19 protein-coding genes are annotated in these 16,172 nt (G+C 46.7%); 6 read left to right on the top strand and 13 right to left on the bottom strand.

Annotated elements, in window-relative coordinates:
• Position 1: 1 nt before the first annotated feature.
• The 4 genes from SB24_RS14565 to SB24_RS14550 form a co-directional block, all read right to left on the bottom strand.
• Entirely contained in the window at positions 2-1,660 is a 1,659-nt protein-coding gene (locus SB24_RS14565; protein ID WP_039254106.1) for a glycoside hydrolase family 13 protein, read from the bottom strand.
• Between the two features lie 89 nt (positions 1,661-1,749).
• Complete coding sequence (locus SB24_RS14560; RefSeq protein ID WP_007408640.1) at positions 1,750-3,039, bottom strand: hemolysin family protein; 1,290 nt, start codon at positions 3,037-3,039, stop codon at positions 1,750-1,752.
• A gap of 42 nt (positions 3,040-3,081) precedes the next feature.
• Positions 3,082-3,759, bottom strand: coding sequence for a zinc metallopeptidase (locus SB24_RS14555; protein ID WP_003152125.1), 678 nt, complete (start codon positions 3,757-3,759; stop codon positions 3,082-3,084).
• Between the two features lie 46 nt (positions 3,760-3,805).
• The gene (locus SB24_RS14550; protein WP_014305698.1) at positions 3,806-4,069 is read right to left on the bottom strand and encodes a YuzI family membrane protein; all 264 of its coding nucleotides are present in this window, start codon (positions 4,067-4,069) and stop codon (positions 3,806-3,808) included.
• A 132-nt stretch (positions 4,070-4,201) separates the two neighbouring features.
• Between SB24_RS14550 and SB24_RS14545 the strand changes: the two genes are divergently transcribed.
• Positions 4,202-4,456: a protein mistic gene (locus SB24_RS14545; RefSeq protein WP_039254102.1), complete on the top strand. Its 255-nt coding sequence runs from the start codon at positions 4,202-4,204 to the stop codon at positions 4,454-4,456.
• Positions 4,453-5,439: a potassium channel family protein gene (locus SB24_RS14540; protein ID WP_003152122.1), complete on the top strand. Its 987-nt coding sequence runs from the start codon at positions 4,453-4,455 to the stop codon at positions 5,437-5,439. Before SB24_RS14545 ends, SB24_RS14540 begins: the two co-directional genes overlap by 4 nt.
• Here SB24_RS14540 and SB24_RS14535 read toward each other — a convergent pair.
• Genes SB24_RS14535 through SB24_RS14525 form a run of 3 tightly spaced genes read right to left on the bottom strand, consistent with a single transcriptional unit; the run spans position 5,436 to position 7,634 of the window.
• The gene (locus SB24_RS14535; protein WP_003152121.1) at positions 5,436-5,840 is read right to left on the bottom strand and encodes a YugN-like family protein; all 405 of its coding nucleotides are present in this window, start codon (positions 5,838-5,840) and stop codon (positions 5,436-5,438) included. The two genes, SB24_RS14540 and SB24_RS14535, sit on opposite strands and share 4 nt — an antisense overlap.
• Positions 5,841-5,862: 22 nt before the next feature.
• Positions 5,863-6,261, bottom strand: coding sequence for a hypothetical protein (locus SB24_RS14530; RefSeq protein WP_039254099.1), 399 nt, complete (start codon positions 6,259-6,261; stop codon positions 5,863-5,865).
• A 20-nt stretch (positions 6,262-6,281) separates the two neighbouring features.
• A complete protein-coding gene (locus SB24_RS14525) occupies positions 6,282-7,634 on the bottom strand; it encodes a glucose-6-phosphate isomerase (RefSeq protein WP_007408647.1) in 1,353 nt (450 codons plus the stop codon).
• Between the two features lie 397 nt (positions 7,635-8,031).
• Between SB24_RS14525 and SB24_RS14515 the strand changes: the two genes are divergently transcribed.
• Both SB24_RS14515 and ycaC read left to right on the top strand, forming a co-directional pair.
• A complete protein-coding gene (locus SB24_RS14515) occupies positions 8,032-8,598 on the top strand; it encodes an NADPH-dependent FMN reductase (protein WP_039254094.1) in 567 nt (188 codons plus the stop codon).
• A gap of 124 nt (positions 8,599-8,722) precedes the next feature.
• On the top strand, positions 8,723-9,367 hold the full coding sequence (ycaC, locus tag SB24_RS14510; protein WP_003152112.1) for an isochorismate family cysteine hydrolase YcaC: 645 nt from the start codon (positions 8,723-8,725) through the stop codon (positions 9,365-9,367).
• A gap of 301 nt (positions 9,368-9,668) precedes the next feature.
• On the opposite strand, the gene SB24_RS14505 is transcribed toward ycaC, so the two are convergent.
• Together SB24_RS14505 and SB24_RS14500 are read right to left on the bottom strand one after the other, a co-directional pair.
• Positions 9,669-10,841 (bottom strand): iron-containing alcohol dehydrogenase, encoded by a 1,173-nt coding sequence (locus tag SB24_RS14505; RefSeq protein ID WP_039254091.1) that lies wholly within the window; start codon positions 10,839-10,841, stop codon positions 9,669-9,671.
• An 87-nt stretch (positions 10,842-10,928) separates the two neighbouring features.
• Entirely contained in the window at positions 10,929-12,092 is a 1,164-nt protein-coding gene (locus SB24_RS14500; protein WP_039254089.1) for an iron-containing alcohol dehydrogenase, read from the bottom strand.
• A gap of 229 nt (positions 12,093-12,321) precedes the next feature.
• Between SB24_RS14500 and SB24_RS14495 the strand changes: the two genes are divergently transcribed.
• Entirely contained in the window at positions 12,322-12,558 is a 237-nt protein-coding gene (locus tag SB24_RS14495) for a DUF378 domain-containing protein (RefSeq protein ID WP_039254086.1), read from the top strand.
• A 47-nt stretch (positions 12,559-12,605) separates the two neighbouring features.
• Here SB24_RS14495 and yugI read toward each other — a convergent pair whose 3' ends face one another.
• From yugI to SB24_RS14480, 3 genes are all read right to left on the bottom strand, one after another.
• Entirely contained in the window at positions 12,606-12,998 is a 393-nt protein-coding gene (gene yugI, locus SB24_RS14490; protein ID WP_003152102.1) for a S1 domain-containing post-transcriptional regulator GSP13, read from the bottom strand.
• A 195-nt stretch (positions 12,999-13,193) separates the two neighbouring features.
• Positions 13,194-14,363, bottom strand: a complete 1,170-nt coding sequence (locus SB24_RS14485) for an aminotransferase (protein ID WP_003152100.1) — start codon at positions 14,361-14,363, stop codon at positions 13,194-13,196.
• Positions 14,364-14,864 (bottom strand): Lrp/AsnC family transcriptional regulator, encoded by a 501-nt coding sequence (locus SB24_RS14480; protein WP_003152098.1) that lies wholly within the window; start codon positions 14,862-14,864, stop codon positions 14,364-14,366.
• A gap of 152 nt (positions 14,865-15,016) precedes the next feature.
• On the opposite strand from SB24_RS14480, the gene SB24_RS14475 reads away from it, so the two are divergent.
• On the top strand, positions 15,017-15,838 hold the full coding sequence (locus SB24_RS14475; protein WP_003152096.1) for an alpha/beta fold hydrolase: 822 nt from the start codon (positions 15,017-15,019) through the stop codon (positions 15,836-15,838).
• A 25-nt stretch (positions 15,839-15,863) separates the two neighbouring features.
• On the opposite strand, the gene SB24_RS14470 is transcribed toward SB24_RS14475, so the two are convergent.
• A complete protein-coding gene (locus SB24_RS14470; RefSeq protein WP_039254081.1) occupies positions 15,864-16,124 on the bottom strand; it encodes a DUF1871 family protein in 261 nt (86 codons plus the stop codon).
• Positions 16,125-16,172: the final 48 nt, after the last annotated feature.

The raw sequence follows: 16,172 nt of genomic DNA, 5'->3' as shown, positions 1-16,172 counted from the left end.
TTCACCATATATATACGCGGGCCTCATAAGGCTTTAAAAGAAAGGATGTTACATGGCGGTGCGCTTCTGTCTCTGCGTTTGCAAGCACGAGAGAATCGGAGTCAAGCGGATAACCGGGATGCCTGTATAAAGCGGGGGTTCGGGACAGATTTGTGATGATCAGGGCGGTTTTTGTTCCGTTTTTTCTTAGATAGGCATAAATCTGCCGGTCATTCGGAAGCAGCAATTCGTATGTGCCGCTGATCAATACGCCGTGTTCTTTTCTGAGGGCGAGCAGCCGTCTGTAGAAATGGTATACGGATGTTTCATCCTGCAATTGTGATGCAGCATTCAGCCATGTGTGGTTCGGATTCACTCCGAGCCACGGAGAAGCATCAGAAAACCCGCCGTTCGCCTCACCGCTCCATTGCATCGGTGTCCGTGAATTATCCCGGCCCTTCTTCCAGATGATCTTCATCACTTTTTCATGCGGAACGCCGCGGGACGTCTCTTTTTCATACAGATATTTCATTGCGGCGTCATCATAATCTTCAATGGATGGGAACGAAACATTGGTCATTCCGAGCTCCTGCCCCTGGTAAATAAACGGCGTGCCTTTCATCAGCATATACATCGCGGCGAGTGCCTTGGCGCTTTCTGTCAAAAACCGTTCGTCACCCCATACCGAGACGGAACGGGGCTGATCGTGGTTCTCCATAAATAACGCGTTCCAGCCCTTTCCTTCAAGACTGTTCTGCCAGCCGGACAAGACGCGCTTAAGCGCCGGAATGGAGATGCTTTGATCATCTTCCGTATCCCAGAGGCCGAGATGTTCAAATTGAAAAATCATTTGAAAGACGCCGTTTTCTTCACCGGCCCAATCAGCCGCCTCCCAAGCCGCCACTCCGTTCGCCTCGCCGACCGTCATGATCGGATAGCGCGAAAATGTTTCCCGTTTCAGCTCTCTTAAGAGATCCATTATGCCTTCCCCATTCATATGATACGGGAAAGACGGGACGTACGGGAGACCGTCCGGATTCGGCATGTCAGGGAGCCCTTCTTTTTTCTTAATGTGAGAAATGGCATCCACCCGGAAGCCGTCTATGCCTTTATCAAGCCACCAGCGGACCATCTCATAAACGGACTGCCTCATCGCTTCGTTTTCCCAATTTAAATCAGGCTGTTTTTTGTCAAACAGGTGCAGGTAATACTGGCCGGTCTCTTGATCATATTCCCACGCTGATCCGCCGAAAATGCTTTCCCAATTGTTCGGCTCTTTGCCGTTTTTTCCGTCTCTCCAGATGTACCAGTCCCGTTTTTCGGAATCTTTCGCCGAGCGTGATTCGATAAACCAAGGGTGCTCATCGCTTGTATGGTTGATGACGAGGTCTATAATCAGCTTCATGCCGAGCGCATGGACATCCGCAAGGAGCCGGTCAAAATCCTCCATCGTCCCGAATTCGCCGGCAATTTGTTTATAATTCCGAATATCGTAGCCGTTGTCCGCGCCCGGCGAGTCAAAAACGGGACAAAGCCAGATCACATCCGCCCCCAACTCTTTTATGTAATGAAGCTTTGCTCTGATGCCGTTCATGTCGCCGATTCCGTCCCCGTTCGAATCCATAAAGCTTCGGGGATAAATTTGATAGACGGCCGCCGTTTTCCACCAATCCGTTTTCATACCGACACTCCTTTCTTTACATCATATGAAGGAGCGGGACGAAGAAGCATTTTTTCCATAAAAAAAGCCTCATTGCAAAAGCAGGAGGCTCAGAAATCAGTTTTTTTAATTTCAACGAAGCGGATATGATGGTCTTCCGCTTCCAGCACCTTAAATTCACACCCTTCGGCATGAAACACATCACCATTTTTCAGCTCCATTTTTTGTGTTAAGAGCCAGCCGGCAATCGTGTCAATGTCTTCATTTTCGATGGCGATATCAAGGAGATCATTCACCTCTTCTATGAGCGCCTTGCCGTCCATCACATAATGGTGTTCGCCTTTTTTGACGATGTGGGGCATTTCATCCTGGTCATATTCATCACGGATTTCCCCGACGATTTCCTCCAATATGTCTTCGACGGTCACAAGTCCCGCCGTGCCGCCGTATTCGTCAACGAGAATCGCCATATGAATCCGCTCCTTCTGCATGCGGATCAAAAGCTCCTGAACGGGGATGCTTTCAATGACTCTGATGACCGGACGCATAATTTCTTTTAATTCAATGGAGCGGCCGAGAAAATACGCTTTAAATAAATCCTTATTGTTAATAATGCCGAGAATGTGATCTTTGTCTTCCTTAATAACCGGATATCGCGTATACCGTTCGTTGATGATCAAATGTATGGCTTCATCAACTGACTGTTCAAGCGAGATGGCGGCGATTTCGGTGCGCGGCACCATGATTTCTCTGGCGACCCGGTTATCGAATTCAAATATTTTATTAACGTAACGGAATTCAGATTGATTGATTTGACCTTTTTTATAGCTTTCGGACAAAATCAGCCGCAATTCTTCTTCACTGACCACGACCTCATGTTCTTTCACCGAATGAAAACCGAACAGCTTGACCAAAAATCCGGCTGAGCCGTTTAACAGCTTAATAAACGGATACATCACTTTATAAAACAGAATGAGCGGTTTCGCCGTCCACAAACTGACGGCTTCGGCTTTTTGAATGGATATCGTTTTCGGCGCAAGCTCTCCGATGACGACGTGCAGATACGTGACGGCGATAAACGCCGCAATAAACGTGACGACGTGCGTAATAGATGACGGCATTCCGATCAGGCTGAAAACAGGATGAAGAAGCCGCTGAATCGTCGGTTCACCGAGCCAGCCGAGTCCGAGCGCCGTAATCGTAATGCCGAGCTGGCACGCTGATAAATATTCATCGAGATTTGAAATCACCCTGTGCGCCGCGAGCGCCCGGCTGTCTCCGGTTTCAACCAGCTCCGCGATTTTTGAACCGCGGATTTTGACAATCGCAAATTCCGCAGCGACAAAGATGGCCGTTAATCCGATTAACAGCATAATGAGAATCAGTTTTAATATAAGCAAAAAAACCCCTACCGCAAACGGTAAGGGGCCACCTCCTTCGTGTTAATTCTCATCACGACCATTTAAGAAAATCATCACAAAACGAAGCAGCTCGAATAATGAAACGAGCGCCGCAGCCACATACGTCAGCGCGGCGGCGTTCAGCACTTTATTCACGCCGTGTTCTTCACTGTTGCGAATGAATCCTTCCGACACGATAATCCGCTTCGCCCTCGCGCTGGCATTAAACTCGACAGGCAGTGTGACAAGCTGGAAAAAAACAGCGGCCGAAAACAAAATAATGCCGAGTCCGATTAAGTTCAAGCTGCCCAGGAGCATCCCGCCCAAGAAAAGCAGAGGGGCAACCCCGGAGGCAAAATTGACGACCGGAAAAATTTTGTGCCTCAGCACAAGCGCGCCGTATGATTCCTGATGCTGCAAAGCATGTCCGACTTCATGAGAAGCGACGGAAATGGCGGAAATGGAGCGGCCGTAATATACCGGCTCAGATAAACGCACCACCCGCTCCGTCGGGTCGTAATGGTCTGTTAAAGTGCCTCTTACCGGTTCTACCGGCACATCATATAAACCGTTAATATCAAGAATCCGTCTTGCCGTTTCCGCCCCCGTCCGCTGACTGGAGGCTTCCACGTCTGAGTATTTCTGAAAATTGCTTTTCACTTTAAATTGTGCCCAAAACGACAATCCCAATGCAGCAATTGTTAAAAAGATAAACAGCATATTATCCTCTTCCTTTTTCTCTTATATCGTACGATCTGCTTATATATTATTTTAATGATTGCCCGCTTTCCTGTACAGAAATCCGCTTCTTTTTTCTGACAGGAATCAATCCTCCGAGCATGATGAGGATACACCCGGCCATTCCGATGTAAAACGGAAACGTGCCTGCGGTCTCTTTTGCAAAAACAAGCCATGAAAATCCGCCGGACATGTGATTGTATCCATTCAAATCGAAAATAAGCAATACGGCCGCCGAAGCAAGCAGCTGCGCTCCGGCCAGCGCCGCCAGCAGTTTTTGAATGACCGTCATTTGACTCACCCTTTTTCGGTCCGCTTTCTTTATCATATGAAAAAATAAGGGTGAATATGTTTTCGGTGATTTTTGAAAGACATCAAACGAACTGGGACATACTGTATAAAAAAAGATACAGGTGTGATCGACATGAAAGTGACAAATGGCGAGAAAGAACAGCTGAGCAATGCGATAGACAGAATGAACGAAGGGCTTGACGCCTTCATCCAGCTCTATAATGAATCGGAAAACGACGAACCTCTCATTCAGTTTGAAGATGAGACGGCCGATTTAATCAGACATGCGCGTGACTCATACGGCCAGGAACAGCTGGACAAAAAACTAAACACCATTATTAAGCAGATTTTATCCATCTCTCTGTCGAAAGAAGAGCCGGACGAATGAAATCAAACCGTATATTTATTTCCTGGCTGAGATGGCCGTTATATGTTCGGATCGGGCTGATCATTATCGCCTTGATTTTATTGTTCGGCCAACTCATATACATGCTCGAACCGAAGCAGTTCACGTCTGTGTTTGAAGGGGTTTGGTGGGCGGTGATTACGGTGGCCACAGTCGGCTACGGCGATTACGTTCCGCAGACGCCGCTCGGGCAGATTGCCGGCATGGTGCTTGTATTAAGCGGAGCGAGTTTTGTGACCGCCTATTTCGCCACGCTTTCTTCAGCCGTATTCAGCAAACAGCACCGCTATGTCGAAGGGAAGGTCGCCTTTAAAGGCAAGGGGCACGTCATTCTTATCGGATGGAATGAAAAATCGCATATGCTGCTGAAAGAACTGCAGCACATCGCACCGTCAAAAACTGTCGTCCTGATTGATGATTCATTAAGGGAAGGGCCGCTTATTGAAAACGTCCATTTCATCCGCGGACATGCCGCTGATGACAGCACGCTCAATAAGGCGAATATTACGGAAGCTGATACCGTCATTCTGACAGCGGACCAGCAGAAAAATGAATCCGAAGCTGATATGCTGTCGGTATTAACGCTTCTCGCCATCAAAGGGCTGCATCCGTCCGTTTATTGTATCGTAGAAATTTTAACGGAACGGTATGTCAAAAACGCCGAGCGCGCAGGAGCCAATAAGATTCTGTGCACATCACGCCTGTCGAGCCGGGTGATGTTTGAGCATTACCGGGTCAAGCTGCAGCTTGCCAAACCGCAAACGCTGTCAGATCTGACGCTGGAGAAAAAGGTGCGCATCATTCCCGTCCCCGAGGAACTGAAGGGCTCATCTTATCATGACTGTGCGCTCTATTATCTCAAACGGAGTACCACGATCATCGGCATACAAAAAGAAGAGGGGCCGATGCTGACCCCTCCCCTGTCATACCAGGTGCTCGATACTGATCTGTTTTTGGCTCTTTAATGCAGCAGGACGTCTTCCAGCTCTTTCACAAGCGAGATGCCGATATCTGTATATGAGCGGTCAATTGCCGCATCCCGCCGTTTCGGCTCGGAGAATTGGTTGAATAATGACTCAAAAACACCGCCGCCTGCTGCATCATCCGTTTCCTGCTGATAAACGTGCCTCAGCAAAAAGGGTGTGCCGATTGTAACGGCGGCCCCCCGTTCATCCAGGTGTCCCTTATTTGCTTCAACAGGGATACGGAGAAATAAATAGCCGTCCTGATCGGAAATTTTGTAATCAAAGAACCCGCGGTCATACTCCCAGCCGCCTCCGATGGTATAACCGATCGGTTTCATCACCTGTTCCAGTTCGCGGAGTAAAAACGATTGCCCTTCAAGTGAAGATGGTATGCTGATCATGTGCATATGCTCCTTTTTGTCTTTAGCGTCCCCGCTCTGCGGCATCTTCATACGTCGTCCGGGAAGAACCGGGAGCGGCAGACAGACGCTGAAAAGAGGTAACGGCGCATTCAATCAGAACATACGTCACAATTGCGGAGAGAACGGCTTCCGTTGAAATATAGAAAACGGCGGCATAGAGACAGCACTTCGTGATCAGCGTATGCATCCGGCCAATCTTCAGTTTCAGCCGGACCATGTCCGTAAACAAGCCGAGAGGGAAAGCGAAAAACAGGATGGTTTGCAAGAGGGATTCAGGAGACAGTTTTAGTGCCGAATAGGCGACAGCGGCGGAACAGACGGAAATGAAGACATGCTTACATAAAAGCCGCATCAATTCATCATCACACCTTTCACGGTTTAAAAAAGGCTGACCCGTCATGCTGAGGGCCAGCCTTCTTTTTATTTTTCAAGGCGTTTTTCAAGCTCTGCTTTTTTCTCTTCAAAGCCCGGTTTGCCGAGAAGCGCGAACATATTCACCTTATAGGCTTCAACACCCGGCTGATCAAACGGGTTGACTCCGAGCAGATAACCGCTCATCGCCACCGCTTTTTCAAAGAAATAAACGAGATATCCAAATGTATATGCATTAAGCTCTGGAATATTGACAATTAAGTTAGGCACTTTTCCGTCTGTATGGGCAAGCATCGTGCCTTCGAACGCTTTTTTGTTGACGAAATCGACCGTTTTGCCGGCTAAGTAATTTAAGCCGTCGAGATCATTTTCCGCTTCTTCAATTGTCAGCTCATGCTTCGGTTTTTCAACGTTTAATACGGTTTCAAACAGATCGCGTCTGCCTTCCTGCACGTATTGACCGAGAGAGTGAAGGTCAGTTGAGAAGTTAGCGGAAGAAGGATAGATGCCTTTTTCATCTTTTCCTTCACTTTCGCCGAAGAGCTGCTTCCACCATTCCGCAAAGTATTGCAGCGCAGGCTCATAGTTGATGAGCATTTCAATGGTTCTTCCTTTATTATACAGAACGTTGCGGACGACGGCGTATTGATAAGCCGCGTTCTCTTCTAATTCCGAGCTGGAAAAGTCTTTGCTTGCATCAAGAGCGCCTTTCATCATTTCATCGATATCAGCCCCGCTTACCGCAATCGGCAGAAGGCCTACCGCAGTCAGAACGGAGAAACGTCCGCCGACATCATCAGGAATAACGAACGATTCGAAGCCTTCTTCATTAGAAAGCGTTTTTAAAGCGCCGCGCTCTTTATCAGTTGTCGCATAAATCCGCGCTTTCGCTTCTTCTTTTCCGTATTTTTCTTCAAGAAGTTTGCGGAAAATCCGGAAAGCGATTGCAGGTTCCGTCGTCGTGCCTGACTTAGAAATGACATTGATAGAGAAATCAGCGTCTTCCAAAAGGTCCATAACATCTTTCATATAAGTTGAGCTGATATTGTTGCCGATAAAGATAACTTGAGGGTTTTTGCGCTTATCTTTCGGCAGAACATTATAGAAAGAATGATTGAGCGCTTCAATCGCCGCGCGGGCGCCTAAGTATGAACCGCCGATACCCACGACGAGAAGCACGTCTGAATCTGATTTGATTTTTTCAGCGCTTTTTTTAATGCGCGCGAATTCTTCTTTATCATAGTTTTCAGGGAGGTCCACCCAGCCTAAAAAGTCGCTTCCGGCGCCTGTTTTTTCATGGATATTATGGTGTGCCGTTTTTACGAAATCACGTGCGTATGTAAGTTCATGTTCATTGAAAAAAGGTAACGCTCTTGAGTAATCAAAGCGTACATGCGTCATTTGCTTGTCCCTCCATCACGGTGAATTGTTTTCTCTTTCACTTTATATGAACTCACCCGCTAAATCAAGTCATGAAGAAGGCATGATGAATACGGGATTTGCGCTAAGGATGCGTTCATTTTTTATACAATATCCCGGATTCGAAATAGTTATATTTGTAATAATCGTGAAAGAGGTAACGAATCGAATGTTGGTGATCCAGGAACGTATCACCTTTACTTTGGAGCAGGTTGACATCCATCGCCAATACCGATGGGACGGTTCTTTTTATATAGTACTCCTCTTGAGAGGCTAACGCGCAGGTATATTAAGTAATAAATGTCCATTTTTAAAAATAGTGTCTATATTTGGGGTATCGTGTTAAGATGAAAATAATTTTAAACCGGGAGGTGATTTTATGACTAAAACCATTGGTCTTATTTGTGGAAGTTTACGAAAAAACTCGTATAATCGAGTGATTGCTCAATCATTGATTGACTTCGATAATGCGGCTCAATTTCGCTGGGTTGAAATAGACAATCTTCCTTTTTTTAACGAAGATTTAGAAATTGCAGGAGCACCAGACTCCGTAACATCCTTTAGAGCTGATTTACAAGACGTTGACGGCGTCATCATTGTAAGTCCAGAATACAATTCCGGGATTCCCGGGGTATTAAAAAATGCATTGGACTGGGCATCGAGACCGCGGACCTCTTCTGTTTTAAACAGAAAACCGGTTGGCTTAATCGGCGCAACCCCCGGAGGGTTCGGCACCTCCTTTGGTCAAATGCAAATGAGAGAAGTACTCGAAGCTATGCAAGTCAATGTTCTGCCCTTTCAAAAAATGCTGATTTCGCAAGTCCATGAGAAAATTGATTCCGCTCAAAACATACTTACGGATGAACAAACAAAACGTTATCTTCAACGCTATTTACAACAGTTCATCCATTGGATTGATCATGCTCCGGTTCCCGTTCCGGATTAATTGAAAGATCATCACCCTCACGAAAAGTCACCTCAGAAATAACTTTCTATCTATACAGCATATGAATAGATTTACCGTTTTCCATTGACAAACTGACTTGCCTTAATTCAAGGAGGATGATAAAATGTCTGATCTTTATTCCCGTCTTTCAAAAGATGATGCTGCCGTGCTTTTAGTTGACCATCAAACCGGCCTTATTTCCGGTCTCGTGCGTGACTATGGCGTTGATGAATTTAAAAACAATGTATTGGCTCTCGGTGATACGGCTAAATTCTTTGATTTACCGGTTATTTTAACAACCAGCTTTGAAAATGGACCCAACGGACCGCTCATGCAAGAACTCGCTGATCTCTTTCCTGATGCGCCAAAAATAGCCCGTCCCGGACAAATTAACGCATGGGATAATGAAGACTTTGTTAAAGCCATTGAAGCGACCGGCAAAAAACAGCTGATTATCGCGGGGGTGGTAACAGACGTCTGCGTTGCTTTTCCTGCGCTTTCTGCCATTAAAGCAGGCTACGAAGTGTTTGTTGTGACAGATGCTTCGGGGACGTTTAATAAGCAAGTAGCAGATGCTTCATTAACCCGTATGGCTCATGGCGGCGCGCAGCTGATGAACTGGTTTAGCGCAGCATGCGAGTTACAGCGTGATTGGCGCAACGACGTTGAAGGTTTTGGCGCATTAATCTCCAGTCATCTTCCCGGTTATCAAAACTTAATGGGAAGCTATATGGGGGCGCAGCGGGACCTTAGTACACAAAATGCATAAAAAGGAGCGCTGATTGAATCAGCGCCCCTTTTTTAAATTCGCGGCTCTTTATCTTCATGATTTAGATTTCGTGTAAATAGATGACAGGCAATCGCAAAGTTAATTGGTCCTTTTCTGCTAAATGTACAGAAACAGGGAGTCAAATCCGCATCATGTGATACGGATGAAACGATTTCCATAGTTGTCTCATGGCAAAGGGTGTTTCACTTGCTCCTAATGAACTAATAGAAAATCCGGAAAGAGGGACTCCCAAGACGGTTACATCTGCAGCTTGAAAACCACTCCGGCCTGGAATGTGATCTTACAGTGACGCCTTTAAGATGGCAAGTACGTCATCTTTGTTCAGTTTTTGGAAATTGCCGAATCCGCCGTATTCCATTTCTTTTGCGGCGATGTCTGCGATCAGCTCAAGCTTGTCTTCGCCGATGTCATAATCCGCAAGACGGGACGGCGCGCCGAGGCTTGACCAGAACGCGGACAATTTATCGATTCCTTCAAGCGCAATTTCTTTATCCGTTTTGCCTTCAGTATCAATGTCAAACATATTAAGCATGAGGTTTTTAAAACGGTCTACATTTGTATCAAGCGTGTATCTCATCCAGTTCGGGAACAGAATCGCAAGTCCTCCCGCGTGAGGGATGTCATAAACCGCTGATACGGCGTGCTCCATCGTATGGGAAGCCCAATCGCCGAAATAGCCCATTTGCAGCGTGCCGTTTAATGCGATCGTACCCGCGTATAAAATCGTTTCGCGGTGCTTATAGTTCTCAAGGTCTTCCAAAAGTTTCGGCGCTGTTTCAATTACCGTCTGAAGGACCGCAAAACACATTCTGTCCTGAAGCGGCGTGTTTTCAACATTGTGGAAGTATTGTTCAAATACGTGGCTCATCATATCCACCATGCCGTATACGGTTTGGTTTTCCGGAACGCTGAAAGTATTCTCAGGATCTAAAATGGAGAAACGCGGATGAGTGACATTGCTGCCCCATACGAATTTTTCGTTTGTTTCCCAATTTGTGATAACGGAATCAGGATTCATTTCAGAGCCTGTCGCCGCAAGCGTCAGCACCGTGCCGAACGGGAGCGCGTCCTGCGCCGTTACTTTTTTGCTGTAAATGTCCCATGCGTCGCCGTCATATTTCGCACCGGCCGCAATCGCTTTTGTACAGTCGATGACACTTCCGCCGCCGACTGCGAGAAGGAAATCAATCTCATGCTGTCTGCACAGCTCAATTCCTTTATTTACCGTTTCCAGACGCGGGTTCGGTTCAACGCCCGCAAGCTCATGAACGGTTGCGCCTTCTTCTTTTAAGATGCCTGTTACTTGGTCATACAGGCCGTTTCGCTTAATGCTGCCGCCTCCGTAAACAAGCAGCACGTTTTTCCCGTATTGCTTCAGCTCTTTTTTCAATTGGTCGATTTGACCTTTTCCGAAAATCAGTTTCGTCGGATTGTAGTACGTAAAGTTCTCCATTTATCATGACCTCCAAAAAAATCGTAAGGGAATTACTATAACACAGAAAAAAAGGAGCTGCCAATCCGGCCGCCCCCCTTTATGTTATTACAATGATGCTTTCAGTATCGCAAGCACGTCTTCTTTCTGCAGTGACTTAAACTGTCCGAATGCTCCGTTTGCCATCGCTTTATCTGCAATCGTATCCAGCTTCTCATCAGAAATATCATAATCAGCGAGTCTGTTCGGAGCGCCGAGACTCGTCCAGAAATCAGACAGCCTGCTGATTCCTTCAAGTGCGATCTCTTCATCTGATTTGCCTGTCTCGTCAATATCGAAAACACGGACGGCAAGCTGTTTAAAGCGGGTCGGATTTTCTTTGAGCACATGCCTCATCCAGTTCGGGAACAGAATCGCTAAACCTCCGGCGTGCGGTATATCGTAAACCGCTGATACCGCATGCTCGATGTTGTGTGTGGCCCAATCCCCTCTTGCGCCCATTGACAGCATTCCGTTTAATGCGATCGTGCCTGTATATAAAATCGTCTCACGAAGCTCGTAGTTCTCCAGATCATTGATCAGCTTCGGCGCTGTTTCAATCACCGTGCGCAGAAGCGATTCACACATCCGGTCCTGATACGGCGTGTTTGATGTGTGGTGGAAATATTGTTCAAACACATGGCTCATCATATCGACCATGCCGTAAATAGTGTGGTCTTTCGGAACGGTAAAGGTGTTTACCGGATCGAGAATAGAGAATTTAGGGTAAACGAGCGGGCTCCCCCATCCGTATTTCTCTTGTGTCTCCCAGTTTGTGATGACTGATCCGGAGTTCATCTCTGAACCGGTCGCCGCAAGTGTCAGCACTGTTCCGAACGGCAGCGCTTCTTTCGGCTGGTGTTTTTTCGTGACGATATCCCACGCGTCGCCGTCATATTTAGCGCCCGCCGCGATGGCTTTCGTGCAGTCAATGACACTTCCGCCGCCGACGGCCAATAAGAAATCGATGCTGTTTTCTTTACAGAGCGCAACACCTTTGTTCACTGTTGAGACACGCGGATTCGGCTCTACGCCTGCCAATTCATGTACGGTAACTCCGGCTTTTTTCAGCAGTTCGGTTACTTGATCATAAAGACCGCTGCGCTTAATGCTGCCGCCTCCGTATACGAGCAGTACGTTCTTTCCGTACGGCTTGATTTCTTCAGGAAGTTTTTCGACCTCTCCCTTTCCGAAAATCAATTTGGTCGGATTCCAATATGTAAAGTTTTGCATGACATCTCCTCCTTTGGATTTATATTATGCAGAAAGTTGACGTTCAATGTAAAGCAATCCGCTTTTTTGACGGCACACATCACACGGTTTACAGACAGCGGCTTCCCGGGAAAGGCACTTGTACAGCTTGAGACAGTGTGTGATTTACACGGCAGAGAAAGTATGCATAGATTCTTTGCTTTGTCACAATCTATAACTGTTTCACGAATTCATAGAGGAGGTTGTTTACATGAGTGTTATTCAGCGTATCTGTCTCGTATTAACGATTATCGGCGCTATTAACTGGGGACTGATCGGATTTTTCCAATTTGATTTAGTAGCAGCCATCTTCGGCGGCCAAGGATCAGCTCTGTCGCGGATTATTTACGGTCTTGTCGGCATCGCCGGTCTGATCAATCTCGGCCTGCTGTTTAAGCAGAACGAAGAAACATCCCGCGAGGAAGCGGCAAATCCTGAAGTCAGATAAACATAAAAAAAGCACCGAACATACATATCCGGTGCTTTTTTTGATGGTTATTTTTTGATAAGGTCTTTGCGGTTGGACTGTTCGATCCACTCTTCAAGCTTATCTTTCAATGTGTTGAAACCTTGCGGAGCAGATGTTTCTTCAGAAACTTGTGCCGCTTTCGGTTTTCTTGGTTTGCTTTCTTTTCTTTCAGGCGCCGCTTGAGTCGCACGGATAGAAAGGCTGATTTTGCCTTTTTCTTCGTCAACTGCAAGTACTTTTACTTGTACTTCGTCACCGATTGAAAGGTGTTCGTTAATGTCTTTTACGAAACCGTGAGTGACTTCAGAAATGTGAACAAGTCCTTGAGTTTCTTCATCTAATGCAACAAACGCACCATACGCTTGTAATCCTGTTACTTTACCAGTGTAAACACTGCCCACTTCAAATTTTGCTGCCATTCATAACAACTCCTAAGTTAAATTAAATACAGATTATACGCAATTTAAAATTATATCATACAAGTTTGTTTTTCGCAAAGAGAACTTTTTTACATGATCATGTTTAAGCACAGATAAAGGGGGTATACTATGATTACGAAGGCTTTCTAGTATTCCCCCCTTTTATTTGGATGCGAACCGGGTTCGTATCTTTTTTCATGCCCTTTTTTCAACAAACCGTTTGATTCTGACGAGCGCTTCCTGAATCTGCTCAATGGATGTCGCATAGGAACATCTGATGTAGCCTTCGCCGCTCGGGCCGAATACATTCCCCGGAACGACGGCTACTTTTTCTTCAATGAGCAGCTGTTCCGCGAATTCTTCTGAACTCATGCCGGTCGATTGAATGGAAGGAAAGGCGTAAAACGCTCCGCCGGGGTGGTGGCAGCCGAGTCCGATTTCGTTCAATGTTTCCACAATCAGGTTTCGGCGTCTCCGGTAGCTTTTTTTCATTCTTTCGACGTCTTCCTGGCCGTTTTTCAGCCCTTCAAGCGCCGCGTACTGAGCCATGGAAGGCGCGCACATCATCGCGTGCTGATGAATTTTGAGCATGGCATCCCTGATCACGGGAGGCGCCGCCGTAAATCCGAGTCTCCATCCCGTCATGGCAAATGCTTTGGAGAAACCTGAAATCAAAATCGTCCGCTCCTTCATGCCGCGGATGGCCCCCATGCTCGTGAATGGCTCATCATACGTCAGCTCGGCATAAATTTCATCGGCAAGCACGATCAAGTCGTGTTTTTCAGCGAAAGCAGCGATGGATTCAAGCTCTTCTTTCGAATAGACGGAACCAGTCGGATTTGACGGCGAGCATAGAAGCAGCGCTTTTGTTTTGTCCGTCAGGGCCGCTTCAAAATCGGCTGCTGATGCTTTGAAACCTTTTGCAGCTACAGTCTGAATCGGCACCGGCTTCGCCCCCGTCAGGGTCACGAGTGATTCATATGCGACAAAACACGGTTCGGGAATTAACATTTCCTCTCCGGGATTCATAATGGCGCGGACAGCGAGATCAAGCGCCTGGCTTGCCCCTACCGTAACGATCAGTTCACTGTCAGGCGAATAACTCAGGCCGAACCGCTGATCTAAATAGCGGCTGATTTCTTCTCTCAGTTCATAAAGACCCGCATTTGCCGTATAAGCCGTATAACCCTGTTCTAAAGAAAGAATACTCGCTTCCCTCACGTTCCAGGCCGTCACAAAGTCAGGCTCTCCTACTCCCAGTGAAATGACGCCTTCCATCGTAGCAGCCAGATCAAAGAATTTGCGGATGCCTGACGGTTTAATCTGCTGCACGTAGTCAGATAAATAAGAAGTCTTCGTTTCCATTTACGGAGACACCACGATTCTTTTGTCATCGTCTCCGCTTTCAAAGACTTTGCCGTCATGCTTATATTTTTTCAGGATAAAGTGCGTCGTCGTGGAAACGACGGACTCAAGGGTGGACAGTTTTTCAGACACGAAGCTTGCCACGTCTGACATCGTGTTGCCGCGGATGACGACAGATAAGTCATACACCCCTGACATCAGGTACACTGATTCAACTTCCTGGAATCTGTATATCCGTTCAGCGACTTCATCAAAGCCGACATTTCGTTTCGGAGTGACTTTTACGTCAATCATCGCCGTGACGCCTTCCAGCCCGTCGACTTTGCGCCAGTCGATCATCGCCGCATAATCAATGATGACTTTTTCCTTTTCAAGCTTTTCAATGATGCTTTTGACTTCTTCGGCGGGAATGTTCGCCATTTTCGCGATCGTTTCCGCATCAACGCGGCTGTTTTCGTCTAAAATTTCTAATATTTCTGTTTCTTTTTCGGTCAGCTTCATACGTTTCACACCTTTGCATTATCAAAAATCTTCATGACATTATATCACGATTTTCGACAAATGCTAAGAAAAACCCGAAAGAAACCAGAGCTAAAATCTGACAATCAAAAAAGCCTTTACATTACAACAAAGAAAGGACGGCGAAGGCTCTCATGGAAGCTGTTTCACCGATTAAACGGGCCGCGATAGACGGAGTTGAGCTGTATTACGAGCATTATGAAAATCCCGGCAGACAGACACTCGTCTGCGTACACGGTTTTTTATCTTCGGCATTCAGCTTCAGAAAACTGATCCCGCTGCTCAGAAACCATTATGATATTATCGCCGTTGACCTGCCTCCTTTCGGGCAATCGGAAAAGTCACGGACTTTCGTATATACTTACGCAAACCTCGCCAAGCTTCTGATCGGACTTCTGGAAAAGCTCGGTATCAGCCGGGCCGCACTCATCGGCCATTCGATGGGCGGCCAGATTTCCTTATCCGCGTCTCTTCTCAGACCCGAGCTTTTTTCAAAAATCGTCCTGCTGTGCAGCTCGGGGTATTTAAAGCGCTCGCACCCGTCGATTATATTCGGGACGCACCTCCCTTGTTTTGACCTGTATCTTAAGTATTGGCTTTCAAAAGACGGTGTGCTGAAAAACCTGTTAAATGTCGTTCACGACCGGACGCTTATCGATCAGGAAATGATTGACGGTTACGAAAAACCATTTACAGACCGCCAGATTTTCAAAGCGATGACAAGGTTCATCAGACACAGGGAGGGCGATTTAGAGCCCGAGGATTTGAAGAAAGTGCAAAACCCCGCTCTTTTAATATGGGGAGAAGAAGACCGGGTCGTTCCGGTCTCAGTCGGAAAACGGCTTCATGACGACCTGCCGGATTCCATTCTGTATTCACTCAAAGATACGGGACACCTCGTACCCGAAGAGCGCCCGGAGTTTGTTTCAGAGCGGATTTTTGAATTTATTCAATAAAAAAACCGGCGGGAACCGCCGGTTTTTAAGGGGTGCAGGAGCTGCTTTCTTTTATGAACAGAAGCTGCTCGGCGGCCTTTTGGCAGCCTTCGATCGGAAGCTTTTGCTCAAATGAAGCTTCAAAGATATCCTGAATGGCTGCTGCCAGCTTGTCGGCACGGTCTTCACTGTAGACGGCCTGAACGATGTCGGCGGCTTCTGTCTCATAAAAATCTTCTCCATATTTAAACGGGTCCCACTTGGCAATGATTTTCATCATTTCCATGACCGCTTGGCTTTCTTCCATTTTCATCACCGCTTATAATAAAGTTTGCAAATCTATTTTATCATAGAT

The organism is Bacillus sp. Pc3, assembly GCF_000815145.1.
Lineage (GTDB): Bacteria > Bacillota > Bacilli > Bacillales > Bacillaceae > Bacillus > Bacillus velezensis.
This window is presented reverse-complemented; position numbering and strand designations above follow the sequence as displayed.